Source organism: Caballeronia sp. GAFFF2, assembly GCF_023631485.1.
Lineage (GTDB): Bacteria > Pseudomonadota > Gammaproteobacteria > Burkholderiales > Burkholderiaceae > Caballeronia.
Map to the genome: position 1 here is coordinate 1 of NZ_JALQDA010000052.1, position 15,375 is coordinate 15,375.

Sequence of the window (15,375 nt, forward strand, 5' to 3'; positions counted from 1 at the left end):
GAAGTCCTCGACTCCTATATCCGGTGGTACAACGCAACACGGATCAAGGTCTCGCTCGGCTCTCTTAGTCCGGTCGAATACCGGCAATGTCTCGGAATCGCGGCATAAATCAGTCCAAGAATTTAGCCGCACCCCCTGTGGGTCAGGTTTCAGTCGGCGTTGACACAAATGGACGAACCCCGTCGTTTGGCTGGCTGGCCGAGCCCGGTCACATAAGCAGCCATCGCTATCGGTTGGATGGACAACTCGATTGAAAACTAACAAACGACCAAGCGCGCGACGACCGCCGAGCTGGCATCGACGCTGGTTGAGCTGGTGGAGAGTCTGCTAGCGGACGTCGCAAGCGACGTTGAGGTTGTCACGCGGGAGCGTGGGCTCAAGGATGAGATGCGGGAGCGGCTTCGGCGGGCGCTGAACCGGGTGGAGTGCGCGCGGGGTGTTTTGGGAGCAGTGCGTGAAAACGCAGGTTCAGAAGGAGCGTGGAAGGAGCTGCCCACAGAAAGAGGCGCTCGTGGCTCCGCCAACGGAGAACCCCATGGAGACTATGAGAATGACGATTCGATAGGCGAAAAAGCGAGCTTGGAGTGCGATGGAATTGCTCGCAAAGAGTGGCCACAGGACTACCCAGAGGGGGCAGTCGAGTGGCACATCTTGGAGAGGATGCAGTGATTGCCGGCATGACTGTGGCGGATTCCTGACGCCAATGGCTCGAAAATCACCCCCTCGCTAATAGTGTCCCTCGAGGGCGCGGGGGGCGGTTTTTTCTGGAATCAGGAGGGGGTTAAAAGGGGATTTTTTTCTTCAGCGTGCACCACACCGAATGAAAGTGTCCCCAGCCTTGCTCCGTAAGGGTTTGCGGGAAAAATCACCCCCCTCCAGGGACGCTTTTAGCAGAGGGGTGAGGGACGCTTTCATTCTTTGCGGGCAACAAACAACTTGCTTTGCCCTCGCCCTTGCTCCACCGTCACAGACTTCGCAAGATTCCGCATATTGGCCACGCTGAAGTAAGGCGCTATACCCGACTGGGCTCCGCTTCTTGGCTCATTCTCAACGTTTGAACCAACGTTGGCTTGTCACGAAAACCTTATGTGGCAAGAGTTTGCGGCTTCGTTGGCGCAAACTCTTGGTTCAAACCTCGAAGATAGACCGCGACTTGCACCAAGGCTAGACCGATACCGTATACCGCGCTGTGCTCCGCACACCCGTCAATTGTAGTGACCCTTTTTTCAACAATTGATCCAATGCTCGTCGCATCTGCGATCGTGGAATTTCCGTGCCCACGCGTTGATGAATCTGGCTGATGCTTGATCCCGGATAACGCGCGACATCTTCCAAAATGAGCGCTAATAAGCGATGCGGTTCGATCCGCTTCAACGTCGTCGTCGCCGCAAAGTCGAGATTTCTAAGTAAGCGCGGGTCAACGAAGTAACGAGTGGCCTGGGTACGTCCCGCCGACTTCACGATCTCCCAATCTAATAGTCGCGCCAGCCACGGACGAAGTGCGTCCGGAGAGCCAAGCTCTAGCAAAGCGATGAGTTCGCGCGCAGTAAGTGAATCGTGCTGCGCGAGCAGTCCCAATGCAATCCGCTCACGTTGCTGCAAATGAAACGTCTCATCCGCCTTGGCGAGAAAGTCGATCACCTCCGGCTTCAGAATGCGTCGGCGTATCGCCACCTGCACGCGATCATGATTCTCAATTAACTCGGGTGCGGGGCGTCCTTGCGACAACAGGATTTCATACATCTTGTCGAAACCGCTCCCCTCGCGCTCCATCAGCTTTAGGTCATGGAACAGTCGCGCCAGGATCTCATTGCGCCGAACAGTCGTGTGCAGGACGTTCTGCGGTGTAACGCCAAGCGGAAGAAGACCAGGATTTACGACTTCAAGCCGGTCCGGATACAAATTGATAAAAATGTCGCCCCGCTGCGTGTACGGTCGATGAACTAGTGCATTAACGAGAAGCTCGCGCACCACAATCTCGTCGTAAGCCGGGACATACTGTCGATAAAGGCCATCTGGAAGCTCGTACCGCTCACGGAAATCTGGGACCTCCTTCCATACCGCCTCGACCAATTCCATCGGACTCAGAAGTTGGTCGTCCCACACCCATTTATTGACCTTCGCGCCGCTGTCGTCGTATTTGATGACCTGAATGACGGGCGCGGTCGCGAGCTGCGCGCGATCGGCTTGAGTGCCGACGCATAGAACGCCCATGTTTGTCAGATAGTCCCCGCGCACCAGCATATAGTGTTCGAGCAACTCGTCGACCGACTTTTCTTTGACCGACGCCTTCACACGGTCCGACGTAAGAAGACCTTGCGTGAGCCGCTGAATCTGCTCGGCGTTCACCACATGTCGAGACACACTTGCTGTGCATTGAGTCTCCCAAGGCAACGCCGCGCGTTCGCTCGCAAGCCTCAGCACATCATCGCCCGTGACGGGGGCGCTTTTGTCGGCGATACGGATGAAATAGCGTCCGTCGGTGGTGGACGCTACCGCCACCGCGCGTGGGATGGTTATCTCAAGATACTGCCCGCCGTTCTCAGCCGTCTTTGCCTCAGGCAACGCAACAACGTTGACGGTGAGCTCGCTCAGACGACGGCGTACCAAGTCGGGCAGATCCATCGGAAGCACTTGTTCAGGCGGGGGCACAGCGACGGCATCTTCGATGCCAATGAGCAGTCGTCCTCCGGTTGCATTGGCGAACGCCACCAAGTCTTTAGCCAACTCATGCCAATCCGCGGACTTTCCGGTTACGGCACGCAACGATTTCTTGTCGAGCAACTGCCCTTCTTGGCTCAAGTCATACCCCAGGTGAAAACGGCGATTTGCGTTCTGATTAGGACGGTCGCACCGTCAGGCGTTAGCCCAACGACGCGGAGAGCGGCGCAAATGATAATTTTATGTCGAAATCGACGGAGAGATCGTACGTATGCTGATTGCATAAGCGAACAGACGATCGATAGTCGGCAAGTGGTGCGTGCTGCGCCGGCGTGTCGAGGATGCTGTTGAGATGCCGCTTCATTGCGTCGAGTTTTACTGCGCGCGGCCCGTCATCCGAATCGGATAAGGCGGCACGACGATTCGCCGGCCCTAGACCTGCCTCAAACGGGCGCACTTTCGCGCTAATCGCGGTACGCAAAGCGAACGTCTATGCACGGAGCGCTTCATGCCAGGTCGCACACAAGAAATCGAGGCGAGACGTTCGTAATGCAGCGTGTCAGACAGCGCCGCATTTTTCGAGGCGAAGGTGGTAACTTCGACGTCGGTTTCGGGCTCCGCTCCGTACGTCGCACGGTGCACAAGCTCAACCGCGCCGTCCTCGCGATGACATCTAGTACGGAGCCGCGGCGCGCGTCTCCACACAGTGCAGTGCATCTCGGAGTTATCACGAGTGGAACGACGATCGCATGCTCCATGCGCATCGGATTGACCGCCAGTGGCGGCACCGAATCGAATCGCCGTGTGCGACGCGCCACGCGCCGGCAACCGCGCGCTTAAGCGTGATCTACTCACGGATTTTCGCCGCACTGAGGGCTTTTAAAGGCTACCGAGTTTCATTGCTTTGACTGTCGCCGCTTCGGTGATCCACAGGCTGCCGACGAACGCTCGATTGGCAATGTGCCCGTAACCCGTCCTCAGCAGCGACCCATGGGCCCCTCCCCTCCTGTGCGTTTTCAGAATATGCGTTGGCACGTGACGCACTTATTCGATCGTTCGGACAATCGAGCTCTCATCGTGAGGTGCACCGGGGCAGGCCACAATACGGCCGGGCGGGTTGTTCCAAGCTGCAACAGGCGGTGCTCACTGCTTGTGCATAGTGTTCGAACGGCGCACCAATGCAAATCGGCCCGACATGCATGTGGCCTAAGAGCGTCTAGTCTGCCGCTCGTATCAAAATATACAGAAGTTGTTTCGGTCATTACAAACCGCTTCTGCAAATAGAGAAAACCTGCTCAAGGCGGCAAATAGCGTTGCAGGGAACGCTTCAGCCTTCTTCTACCGTGAAACAATCGGCGTTCCTAGCTGCTCTTATAAGAATAATTCGTTTAAAAACAACTATTTGCATCAGATCCTGGTTACGCCGAGCTGTTTCACGCTGAGCCATAACAAAATCGGAGCTGTCAACTAGTTAGTTAGGATTCCTGTATCATTGATGCCAAATTTCGGCAACTATCAACTCGGGTAGACACCTGAAGCTCTTAACCTGTACGGTCTCGCCCAGTAAGAGATCCGCGCCAAGCGCGATTAAATGACTTGTCTGGCTTGCCGAGATGGCCCAGCTTGGCTGCTAATAACAGTTAGCAGACAAGGCTGATTCTGCTATTCCCGATTTTTTCGGCTGCCAACGAGCGACTTTCCGGCCTCTGCTCTACCCTGCCCTTCCCTCACCCTCCCGTCACCCTTCCCGGCCCTGACGACCATGCGATCGTCAGGGCCACCGCCGTTACGCCGGCTTAATGTTCGACGCTTGCCTGCCCTTCGGACCCATCTTCTCGTCGTAGCTCACCTTCTGCCCTTCCGCGAGCGTCTTGAAGCCGTTCGACTGGATTTCCGAGAAGTGCGCGAACAGATCGTCACCGCCTGCGTCCGGCGTGATGAAACCAAAACCTTTTGCATCGTTGAACCACTTGACCGTACCGGTTGCCATGTTGTGTTGTGCCTTAAAAGTTGAGAACGGCGCCGCCCCTCGCAAGCGCCGGACGCTATCTTGATCGACGGGGCCGGCTCGCGCAAGGGTGTGCTCCCGAGGGTCGCGAACCCGTTTCGGCTGCCTGACCCGGCGGCTAAAACGCTATAGTCGCGACGAGTCGGCAGCGACGACGTGGCCGGCGTTGGACGCCGAGGGTTCCGCTGGGTCCTTCGGTTTTTTGGTCACGCGCCTTGAAAGCGACCGCGTCGTCCCTCCCCTGCCGTTGCGACAGGGCCGTTGCGGTGCCCCATCGCGCACGGGACTGATCAACTTTACGGGGTCCGCGCGCTATCTATATCGGGCGGGTGGGTTCATCTGCCGGCTCTCCGGCAGCAGCGTCGAACCGCACCGTCGCGCTTTTAGGGGGCACGGGACATTGTGCGCGCCCCCTCGCGACTCGCACCGCGCTTCGATGGTCCGTCGCCTTAAGGCCCCGACGTAATCCACCACCGCACTGTAAGCGCACGCGCGCCTGAGTTTGCTCTGCCGCGTCTCGCGTCCCGGCTTGATTCCCGACGCGCACTTCACGACGCTTAACCGGCGCCGCGTGAGCAATACCCAACCGCCCTCTTCGTCCGCGACTATGGTTGACAACTGCCGTCCGCTCCTCCTGTCCCGGTCATCCCCAACGGTATCGCTTGGGACGGCGATGCGCGTTCCCAGTTCGTTCTGCCACATCGTCCAAAGCATCCTCGAGCATGATTGACGTGTGCGGTCGCCCTGCCCTGGTTGCGCTAGCCGAGGCACGCTCAACGATCCCGCGCGCCGGTGAAAAGCGGCGCCTGCCTTGCTTAATGCGGCGGCGTCCACGGTCACTTCCTGATCGCTTCGATCGTCCGAATGGCCTCTGCCACCTTCCCCTGTTTCCTCGCCCTGGGCCGGGTCATCGGTCTCTGCAAGCTGGTTTTTCGGGGCCCGTCAGCGTGTAGGGACTGGAGTGTTCGCGGAGTCAAGACGGTCGGATCGGTAGTTGCGTTATGGATGGTCTCGTCTACGATCGGTCTCAGTTCAGCTCCACCGGCTCGTGACTGAGGCGTTCGCTTTGCACTCACCGCCGTCCTTGAGGCAGCACATACGCCGTCATGGCTGGGTGCGTGTGGACGGCAGCCGACCGCGTCACGCGCCCGCACTTCGCACCTTGAGCAGGTGACGCAGTCCGGCGATATGGTCACGCACGGCGCCCGTGACCGGCGACTTGACCGTGCTCAACGGAACGGCCGAGGCCGGTGCGTTGCCGAGTGCTTGCTGCTGTGCGTGGGCGAAGCGTTCGAGGTCAAGGGCGGTGGCGGGGCGGAGTTTTCCGGACTTAAGCGCTGCGGCGAACGACGGCATCCAGCCGGCGGCCTGCCGTCCAACGCGCTCCGTGAGGCTGAAGATCGTCAGCGAATCGCCCCCGGCGCCCACGATGAACTGACGCGCGTTGTCTGCATCGATGAAGGTCCGGCCCGCGTGTTGAAGGGCGATGGCCTGGCCTTCGGCGCGTTGCTGATTGCGCGCCTGGGTGGCGTCGCCATCCGCGCTCCGACGGCGCACGAGATGGGTGAAATCGACTGGGGTGCGAAGCAGGGCACGAAGGTAACTTATCGGCGCCTTGGCGAGCTTCAGGTGGTCCCAAGTGGCTTCTACCACATCGGAGAGTCGCTTGCCGTGATCTCGGGCTTCACGCATGAGTTTGAAGATCAAAAAATCAAAAAAACCCAGGGTGCGAAGACGCTGAAGGTCCGCAGGCAACTGGCCCGGTTGTCTCTTGTGAAAAACAGAAGGGCTTAGATCCTTATATATTCCACCGTCTGCCAATGTGGCAGACGGTGCCGGGAATGAGGTCTGCGAGGGTGCAGCGGCTGACGAGGAGGGCGCTTGCGAAGCCTCGCTCTCGTGCGTGCGTAAGGCCTCAATGAGTCCGAGGAGGGCAGCAGCGTGTTCGGTGAGGTGGAGGTATGCGCGGCCAAACAGGCCCGCTCGGACGTAGCGGCTTTGGGGGCGACGCTCGATCAGTCCCGCGACTTCGAGATCGTCGAGGCTCCGATAGAACGTGCGCATCGATTGCAGCGCACGGCCTGTGAGCAATTCACGACGAGCGAAGATCGCAGCAAACGGTTGGGCAGCGTCAACGGTCCGCGCGAGGGCAGACAGGACGGCGCGGGCCCGGGGAGGGATTTGTTCGATGTGCGCGGCCCGGAACGCTGCGCGGAAAATGATCCACGGCAGGTTGGTCGAGTCGCAACGAAATGCGCTAAGGGCGGCCGAATCTTCAGGGTGTGCTTCACCCTCGCCGGCAACGAAGTGTTGCGCGATAGACATGTCGAGCGATCCATTAAAAATGGATTGAATTCGCTTGACTGTCGACCTTGTTGCGCTACACTCCGGGTGTCTGCAGTCCCTTTCCAGTTTCCAGCTGGGGAGTCGCGCGGCAAGGTTTCCAGCCAAGCCCGCAATCGCAAAGGCCCTCAGTTTCCAGCTGCGGGCCTTTGTCTTTCTTAAGCTAGGTTTTCGTCATTTCGGTTCCGGTAGACGCCTGCGTAGTACGAAGTTGTTGTTAATCAACGACTTATGGTTTTTGAGTCTGCGCGAGTTGCTCTAGGTGCTTTCGAATAGCATCACGTACCGAATCTGCGATTTCCTCAGATTGAAACTCGATTCGCATCACGTTCTTAGCGCTTCGGACATCGCACCAAGTTGTTTTCCCAGAGCGAATCTTGAAGCTTGATGCGGCTGGGGTGGCTTTCTTCGGGGCATCGGACGATCGAGCAAATTTCACTGCCTGCGACTGATCGAGCCTCCGGTCAGCAAGACATTGGACAGCCTCTAATACCCGATCCCTCTTGCCCGCTTCGACCAGCACTGCGAACTCGGCTGCGGCATTTGCGCCAAGAAGTGCAATGTTCGCTTCCAGAATTGTCCGAACTTCAGGCGGAAGACGGTCGAAAGACAGCAATGCGCTTATGTGTGACGGACTGATACCCACACGCTCGGCAACGGTCGCCCTATTCATTTCCGGATGCTCGGTCTGAAATCGCTTCAGACCAATATATTTCTCGTAGTCAGTTAGGTCCGACTGCATCAAGTTCGCGAAGAAGGCTCCTTCGTCAGCTTCCTCAGCCGTTGCCTCGCCCAGCACGCAGCGAATTGTTTCGCGGCCCAGTTCCCGATAAGCATCGCTTCGATGATGTCCGGAAATAATCTCGAAACCACCTTCCGCGCGCGGCAGCACAACCACCGGATGAATCAGCTTGTTATGGCGGAGATTGTCGCGAAGCTCAGCATATTTCTCCGGTGCCATGTATCTGCGACGGCCGGGGACTTCATGCAATTCTGAAAGAGGGACATCAACGGTGCCGCCCATCTGCTTTGCTTCTTGCAGCTCTTTCCGAAGCCGCTCAATCTCATCCTGCTGCTGCTCTGACTTTGCTTGAAGGTGCATCAGCTGACCGGGCGCAGTGCGGGGCGTCGTTGCAGCGCGATTCTGTGCTTTGTCCGCCTCTTCATCTGTAAGGCGTATGTTCGCCGCCTTTGAAGCGAAATTTTTCATACTCACGATGCGCTACCTCCTTTCTGCCAAAGACCCGAAACACGATCATCGACGCGATCGACAAACTGATCGCAGGGCGTTCGAATCCGACGGAGAGTCTCAGCTCCCCCTTCATACGTTGAGATGTCGTACACCGTTGCAAAGCGCATATTGGTGTTGCGCGCTACGTCAGTTTCTGGAATTTCAACTGGGATGACCCGGTTGCCGTACAGTTGGCTAATCCACGACTGAACTGCCTTGGCTGCGGGCTTTGGCGTCATCCGTGTAATCAGGATGTCGAGAAAGTCGAACTCTTTGCGCGACTGTTCTCCGCGCGCTGCCATGCCGGTTACCAAATCCGAGAACAGGTGCCAAAACTGAACCATCGAAGCGAACGATAAGACGTCGGGAACCACGGGCACGATCACCCCGTCGGCCGCAAAAATCGCATTGATTGTCAAATAGCTCAGCGTCGGTGCCGTATCCAGGATGATGTAGTCGTATTTTTCCCGTAGAGCTTCGATTCCAGCATGGAGAACATTTTCGAATCGTTCACCGCGGGCACCGGCTGATGCGCGGGCAGGCAGCATGAACTCAGCATTGAAAAGCTCGGTCGACGACGGGATGAGATCCAAGTTTGGCCAGTAGGTCTCTTGCGGCAACGTCCGCATGTCGAACTCATCACCTCGCAGGTAGGCCTCGATCAAAGGCATGATGGTCTGTGAGGCGTCGACCTCCGCATGCGGATTGATCCCGTATAGCGTGGTAGCGCTGCCCTGCGGGTCTAGATCTATGTGGCAGACACGCCGTCCACGACGCATCGCTAGTCCCTGAGCAAGAACAGTCGACATCGTCGTTTTAGTGACGCCACCTTTGAAGTTCGCGACGGCGATGATTTTTCCGGGGCCTGACCGGGGAGTCGGAGCGAGTTCAGCACGTACCCATTGAACAGCCTCTTCAACTGTAAACTGCCGCGGCGACCCCCGACGAGCTTGCTTGCCTTGCGGCAGCTCGCCCTTTTTGAGCATATAGGCCATCCGCTGGACGTCGATCCCGCACATTTCCTGAACTCGCGCTGAACTGATCATTGGAGGCACCTTTCTCGGAAAAGGCTCCAGCAGCTCATCCCGAATCTTCTGCAACATGAAGTCGGAAAGCCCAGCGAGCTTGATAAGATCTTCAGGTGTTGTCTTACCAGGGTTGGCGAGATCTAAGTCCATAGTCTATTTTCGATCGGTTTAGATTATTCTATCGCCAAGCCAACTTTTCACCCATCCGATAGAATCAAGTGGACTTTAGACGGCTGGGGTAGTAAACGCAAGTTAACTTTAAACATCGCAGACGACTCAGTGCTAGAAGTCTCGGCCATTAGACGCGTTTACCGCGAAACCACATTAAGTGTGAAACGTGGTTACACGTGAAACACACAACGTGGCTGATCGTCGGGCTGACTAACAATAGTGTGAAAGACATCTACCCAGCCTTCGCAAACCTCTTCGTTGCGAACCTGCATCCTCGTCCAAGGTGGCGTTGGGGCTCTTCGGGCTGAGGAGGCGAGTCGAAGAGCATGCAGCCTCAGATTTCCGAGCAACTTGGGTTTCGCAAAACTTGCTTTGTAAGACGGTCGCCTTTCGACGCCGCGAAACCCTGATAAGCGGCGCTCCGCGCCGATAGAGCACACGCACCTGGCGGTGCCTGTGCCGCGGGATTGCTTGTGCGGGAAACACGTCGCCGCGCTCCATCCTTTGTCTGCCGTTCAAAGCGCGTTTCATCTGCCCTTCAAAGCCGCCTCTTAATCGACGCATAGCACGAACCGGATTCGGCACAAGGGTTCGCTTCGCCGCGTCCTCACCCGTTCGATGCTCGCCTGCGGCTGCGCTTCGCTGCGGCCTCCGGGCGCGCCCTTGCACCGAATCCGGCCCGTGCAAGACATGCGCCGAGGCGGCTCCGAAGAGCAGATGAAACTGAACGACAGACAAAGGAGGTAGTCATGAGCGCAACGACCACCCGCACAAGCAACCCCACCAACGATTCGGGCGTTCCTCCCGAACCCTCCGAGGCTCACCAACGAACATATGTCGAGGGCGACATTCGAGTGGTGACTGTTGACGATTCCCGTATCCAGTTGCGGTACCAAAACGGCAGATGGTTAAAGGTCACGGTGACATCGCTTTAATTGTCGATCGCACAATAAGGATACCGAATCATGACGGCAAGATACTTTTCTTGTGCTGACACCGCAACGCTGATTCGTCAGTCGTTGGCGGAGTGCTTCAAGGGCGTACCGTTCTTGGTCCGCACTCAGACTCACGGCGGTAGCGCAATCTTTTACGTGAGTCGGACCGATGGCCCGAACGCCGCGCAGGTCGAGGCGATCACCAGCAGAGTTCGGCGGGTGTATTTCGACGGACCGAATGATGATGCGGCAGCCGGTGATCAGAGGCTGGACGCATACGAGGTCTGCTTTGGGGTAGACCACATCTTTACTGTTCGCGAGCACAGCGACGCAGCGGTGCAATCCGCTATCGACAGTATCTATCGACATTACGAAAACCTCTTCGCCGGAAACGGTCTGTCCAAGCCGACTGTCGATCAATTTCGCTCCTGTGAACTATCACGACTCCAACTTGCGGAACTGGTTTCGGACACCACGACCACTGTGCAGACGATGATCCATCAAGCGCTTGCCAAACAAAGCGATCGCCTAAAAGTGGCCTGTGAAAAGCCTGCACTCCAATCCTACATAACGCTCCGCGACGGCTATGCCCGCGAATGCGGCGAGCAACGATCCGTCATGCCGCTCTACGACCGATTTGGACCCGTTGACTGAACAGGAGAGGGGGAGGGCGATCATGCATCCCGCCGATTGCCTTCCGTTCTACATCAACCTTGTTTCTAACCGGCCAACGACCAACGCAATCCCACTCTGCGTAACTCGGTCGCTGGCATTCTCTGGGAGCTTGAAAATGGATGATTGCAACGACGCCATCAACGTTCAGAACAATGATGTCGAGCTTGACGATGCAGCAACATCGCCCACGGGACTCGACAACACCTTTGGCGGCGACAGTGCCATCGAGCAAGTCGCATTGTCACGCTTGAATCCTTCGCCGCGAAATGTGCGCCGCAAAGCAGCAACTGGAATCGACGGCCTCGCGGACAGCATCGCCGCGAAAGGGCTGCTGCAAAATCTGGTAGCTCATCCGATGACGGGAGCGCGCGGCAAAAAGCCGAAGCTTTGTGTGTGCGCAGGACAACGCCGACTTGCCGCACTTCAGTTGCTTGCAGAACGCGGTGTGATCAGCGCGGACGAGTTGATTCCGGTGAAGGTCGTCACCGAGGCTGAAGCAGTCGCCGCATCACTCATCGAAAATCACGCCCGCGAGCCAATGCACGGAGGCGATCAGGCGATGGCATTTCGGCTGCTGATCGAGGAGGGCAGGAGTGCAGACTACATCGCTGCGCTGTTCTCGGTTTCGGTGTTGACCGTGCAGCGACGTCTCAAAATCGCCAACGTCTCGCCCAAACTATTGGACGTTTTCCGCGATGACGGCATGAGCATCGAGCAGGTCGTCGCTCTTGCCTTGACCGATGACCATGACTTGCAGGAACGGCTATGGTTCGACGCCGCACAGGCATGGTTGCGCGATCCTCATCAGCTACGCGCTGCGATCACGAAGGAAGAAATCGAAATCCGCAACAATCCGCTTGTCGCGTTCGTGACACTCGAAGCCTACGAGGCCGCCGGTGGGTTCGTGCGTCGAGACTTGTTCAGCGATGACAACAACAGCGGGCACATTGCCGATGCCGCACTGTTGCTGCAACTTGCCACCGACCGTCTGATCGAGGTGGCGCAAACAATCAGTGCCGAGGGCTGGAAGTGGGGTCGAAACCCGAGTCAAGCGCGACTACAGCGAGTTGGCCGAATATGGTCGGCAGTCGTCACACACGCGCGACATGACAAAAAAGGAGGAACGCGATTTCGCCAAGCTCCAGAAGGCAAGAGACACGGCGACTGGCGCACTCAATGCGTATTACGACGACGAGTCCGCCGAGGAGGACGAGGAAAAACGCGGTGCTTTGGAGGAAGCAGCGAACGCGGCGAGCGATGCCTGCGATGCTTTTGTCGAAAGCATGGAAGCATGGTTGCCTGAACAGTTGCAGGCTGGTGGCGCTTTCGTGTTCCTCAACTATGCGGGCGAAGTCGTCATCGAGCGGGGCTTTATCAAAAGGGACGATATGCAACGGTTAGGTTCTGCGCAGAGCGCCGCCGATGGCACGTCAGGAGTCGAGCCGAAGAAGAAAGCGAAGCCTGTGCACAGCGAAAAACTCTGCCGCCGCTTGACCGCACATCGAACCGCTGTTGTTCAGGTTGAACTGGCCGCACAACCGGGCGTAGCAATCGCCGTATTAATGCACCACATGATCCCGACTATCTTCGCGGACCATTACGGCCACATGTATTCCGGCCGTACTCTTGAGGCAAAGTTTACTTGCGTGCATGACGGCCTGTTGCGTGAGGCCGATGATCTGGCGAATAGCCGTGCATGGAAGGAAATCGAAGCCGAGCGTGCGATGTGGACAGCGATGCTTCCCGAGAACAATGCCGAGCTACTACCGTGGCTTTTGCAGCAGAGCGACGATGTCACGTCCAACTTATTCGCGTTCTGTGTCGCAGCCACCCTCGATAGTGTCTCCGGGACCGATGGCGATCATCCGGTGAGCCAGTTGTTCGACGTGCTCAATCTCGACATGAGCAAGTACTGGACTGCGACGCGGGAGAGCTATCTGGATCATGTATCAAAAGGTCGGATCGCCGAGGTCGAAACTGCGGCAGTCTCGGCGGAAGCAGCAACACCGCTCGCATCGAACAAGAAGGATGAGGCAGCATCGATGGCCGAAAGGCTGCTGTCCGATACAGGTTGGATTCCCGACATGCTGACGAACCGCAGTTCGGTGAAGGAGAGCAACTTCGCTTCACCCGAACTTGATGACCAAGAGTCAGACGAGGAGGGCAGCCGAGAAGAAGCTGACGCAGACGCAGATCAGTGACCCGCAGAAGGTAGCCAAGGAAGGGCAGTAACTTGACCGTTCCGTATTCAACGTCGAACTGGAAAAGAAAAGGCTCGAAGCGCGGCAACGCTTCGAGCCCGACCGTCCAACGTCGCAGGAGTAGAACGGGATCCAACTGATTTCATTATATCCGCGCCGAGGCCGAACACAAAGCCGAACACCAGCCTCCGCGCCTGGCGGCGCTGCGCGCCCCAAGGGGGCTTGCCGGTTGTTTCGCACGGTCTATCGGATGGTCTGCTCGTCGGAGTCGGCCTGTCGCTCACGCCCTTGAATCTGCCACACGCCCCGGCTTTCCCGGTCAAGGGGCATTTCGCGGCATATCCTCGACCGCTTCGCGGCCTGCGGTATTCCACGACCCCTTGACCGCGCCGGTTCGCGCGGCAGAACGGGCTTACCGCGACCGACCGACTCCGACGAGCAGACCTAGCAAACGGCTTCGCGTGCTCCACGCCCCTTGAAGTGAGACAAGCGCTCACGCGCCCGTCTTGATCGAACGATCCGCTCCCTCGCTCGTCCTCGGGGCAGCACCTTTGATGCCAAGACTCGCCGGGAAGAGAGTACTTATCAAGAATAATAAATAGATACTGCTATTGACTTTGGTGAGGGTATCGACCATAATACATACATCGAAGCACGAAACGGAAAGACGCTTCGATACCGAGAAACCAGCGGCGGCAACCGCTTCTCGACCTTCCACAACGTCGCAATTTAGGAGTACTATAAATGCAACTCGCATCCAAGTTCGGTTATAACGCACCCGTTCTTCGTTCGGAAATCCCCCTGACGGACGACCAAATCCAAAGCATCGCGCCGTCGATTTTCGCTGCTGAGAAGCACGAAAGCCGCTCGAAGCGTTACACCTACATTCCGACGATCGATGTGCTCAACGGCCTGCGCCGCGAAGGTTTCCAGCCCTTCATGGTCGCACAGACGCGTGTGCGAAACGACGACAAGCGCGATTTCACCAAGCACATGATTCGCCTCCGCCATGCTGACCAGATCAGCGGCAAGGAAGCGAACGAAATCTTCTTGTTGAACAGCCACGATGGAACGAGCAGTTATCAGATGCTCGCCGGTATGTTCCGCTTCGTCTGCTGCAACGGCATGGTGTGCGGCACGAATGTCGGAGAGGTGCGCGTCCCGCATAAGGGTGACGTTGTGGGCGAAGTCATCGAAGGCGCATTTCGCGTGCTCGATAACTTCGAGGTGGTGGACGAGCAGCGCGAAGGCATGCAAGGCGTGACGCTCGATACCGGCGCACAGAACGCATTTGCGCGCGCAGCCCTCGAATTGAAGTACGACACGGAAGACGCCGCCGCGCCCGTTACCGAGACGCAGATTCTCCGCCCCTGCCGCATGGAGGATGGCGGGTCGGACCTGTGGACGACCTTTAACCGTGTGCAAGAAACATGGTGAAGGGTGGCCTGCGCGAACGTAGCGCGACGGGCCGCACGACCACCACCCGAGCGGTCAGCGGCATTGACCAGAACGTCAAACTGAATCGGGCCTTGTGGGTTCTCGCCGACGAGATGCGCAAGATGATCGGCTAACGCGGACGGCTGCCGGGCGAGCACAGCCGCCCGGTAGTTCCTCGGACACATGGAGAGAACACCATGAGCAAGGTCTTTTATATTCCGGGCGAGCCGACCGCGATAGATTATGCGTTGGAACTGACGGACGGCCCAACCACCACTTACGTCACAAACTGGACACGCGAAACGCTCGACCAGCTCGCGCAGCGTTATCCGGGCGTGGTGATCGGTGAGGAGGATTCCTTCATCGAGCAACAGGAGCGTGTGTTATCGACTAACCCGGAGGAAATCACCGAGGCCGAATATCATGCAGCCATGTCCGGCCCATGGCCGCCGCTCGTCTGGCAACTGGGCGATGGCGTCGAATCGTTCAAAGGTAGCGAACCCGTCGAGGGGAATATCACCTTGATCTACGCGAGAAAGGGTTCCCGTTACTGGCGATTTCGCGGTGTCGCGACACTGCCTCACCCGTTGATCGCACAGAAGATTCAGCACCATTAAAGCCGCGAGACAGTACGCTCAAATCGCCCCATCCCACCGGATTGGGGCTTTCTGTTGACCGATATTGA

General features: G+C 57.6%; 10 protein-coding genes and 1 pseudogene. 6 read left to right on the forward strand and 5 right to left on the reverse strand.

All coding sequences use genetic code 11. The features are described 5' to 3' along the window. A partial coding sequence (locus tag NCT04_RS32495; protein ID WP_250468121.1) for an IS3 family transposase occupies positions 1 to 108 on the forward strand: 108 nt, incomplete at its 5' end. Positions 109 to 1,164: 1,056 nt separating this feature from the next. Here the strand turns inward: NCT04_RS32495 and NCT04_RS32500 are convergent. The 5 genes from NCT04_RS32500 to NCT04_RS32520 form a co-directional block, all read right to left on the reverse strand. After that, on the reverse strand, positions 1,165 to 2,784 hold the full coding sequence (locus tag NCT04_RS32500; protein ID WP_250469936.1) for an ATP-binding protein: 1,620 nt from the start codon (positions 2,782 to 2,784) through the stop codon (positions 1,165 to 1,167). 1,663 nt (positions 2,785 to 4,447) lie between these two features. Then, entirely contained in the window at positions 4,448 to 4,651 is a 204-nt protein-coding gene (locus NCT04_RS32505; protein WP_250469937.1) for a cold-shock protein, read from the reverse strand. A gap of 1,158 nt (positions 4,652 to 5,809) precedes the next feature. Next, positions 5,810 to 6,994, reverse strand: a complete 1,185-nt coding sequence (locus NCT04_RS32510) for a Replication protein O (protein ID WP_250469938.1) — start codon at positions 6,992 to 6,994, stop codon at positions 5,810 to 5,812. 247 nt (positions 6,995 to 7,241) lie between these two features. Then, positions 7,242 to 8,222 (reverse strand): ParB/RepB/Spo0J family partition protein, encoded by a 981-nt coding sequence (locus tag NCT04_RS32515; RefSeq protein WP_250469972.1) that lies wholly within the window; start codon positions 8,220 to 8,222, stop codon positions 7,242 to 7,244. A gap of 2 nt (positions 8,223 to 8,224) precedes the next feature. Continuing rightward, entirely contained in the window at positions 8,225 to 9,421 is a 1,197-nt protein-coding gene (locus tag NCT04_RS32520) for a ParA family protein (protein ID WP_250469939.1), read from the reverse strand. 986 nt (positions 9,422 to 10,407) lie between these two features. Here NCT04_RS32520 and NCT04_RS32525 point away from each other — a divergent pair. The 5 genes and pseudogenes from NCT04_RS32525 to NCT04_RS32545 all read left to right on the forward strand — a co-directional run bounded on the left by NCT04_RS32525 (position 10,408) and on the right by NCT04_RS32545 (position 15,307). Beyond that, on the forward strand, positions 10,408 to 11,031 hold the full coding sequence (locus NCT04_RS32525; protein WP_250469940.1) for an LPD29 domain-containing protein: 624 nt from the start codon (positions 10,408 to 10,410) through the stop codon (positions 11,029 to 11,031). A 22-nt stretch (positions 11,032 to 11,053) separates the two neighbouring features. Next, complete coding sequence (locus NCT04_RS32530; protein WP_250469941.1) at positions 11,054 to 12,355, forward strand: ParB/RepB/Spo0J family partition protein; 1,302 nt, start codon at positions 11,054 to 11,056, stop codon at positions 12,353 to 12,355. Further along, entirely contained in the window at positions 12,282 to 13,253 is a 972-nt protein-coding gene (locus tag NCT04_RS32535) for a hypothetical protein (protein ID WP_250469942.1), read from the forward strand. The genes NCT04_RS32530 and NCT04_RS32535 overlap by 74 nt, the downstream gene beginning before the upstream one ends. 744 nt (positions 13,254 to 13,997) lie before the next feature. Next, positions 13,998 to 14,824 (forward strand): annotated as a pseudogene (locus NCT04_RS32540) (DUF932 domain-containing protein). A gap of 63 nt (positions 14,825 to 14,887) precedes the next feature. Then, entirely contained in the window at positions 14,888 to 15,307 is a 420-nt protein-coding gene (locus NCT04_RS32545) for a hypothetical protein (RefSeq protein WP_250469943.1), read from the forward strand. Positions 15,308 to 15,375: the final 68 nt, after the last annotated feature.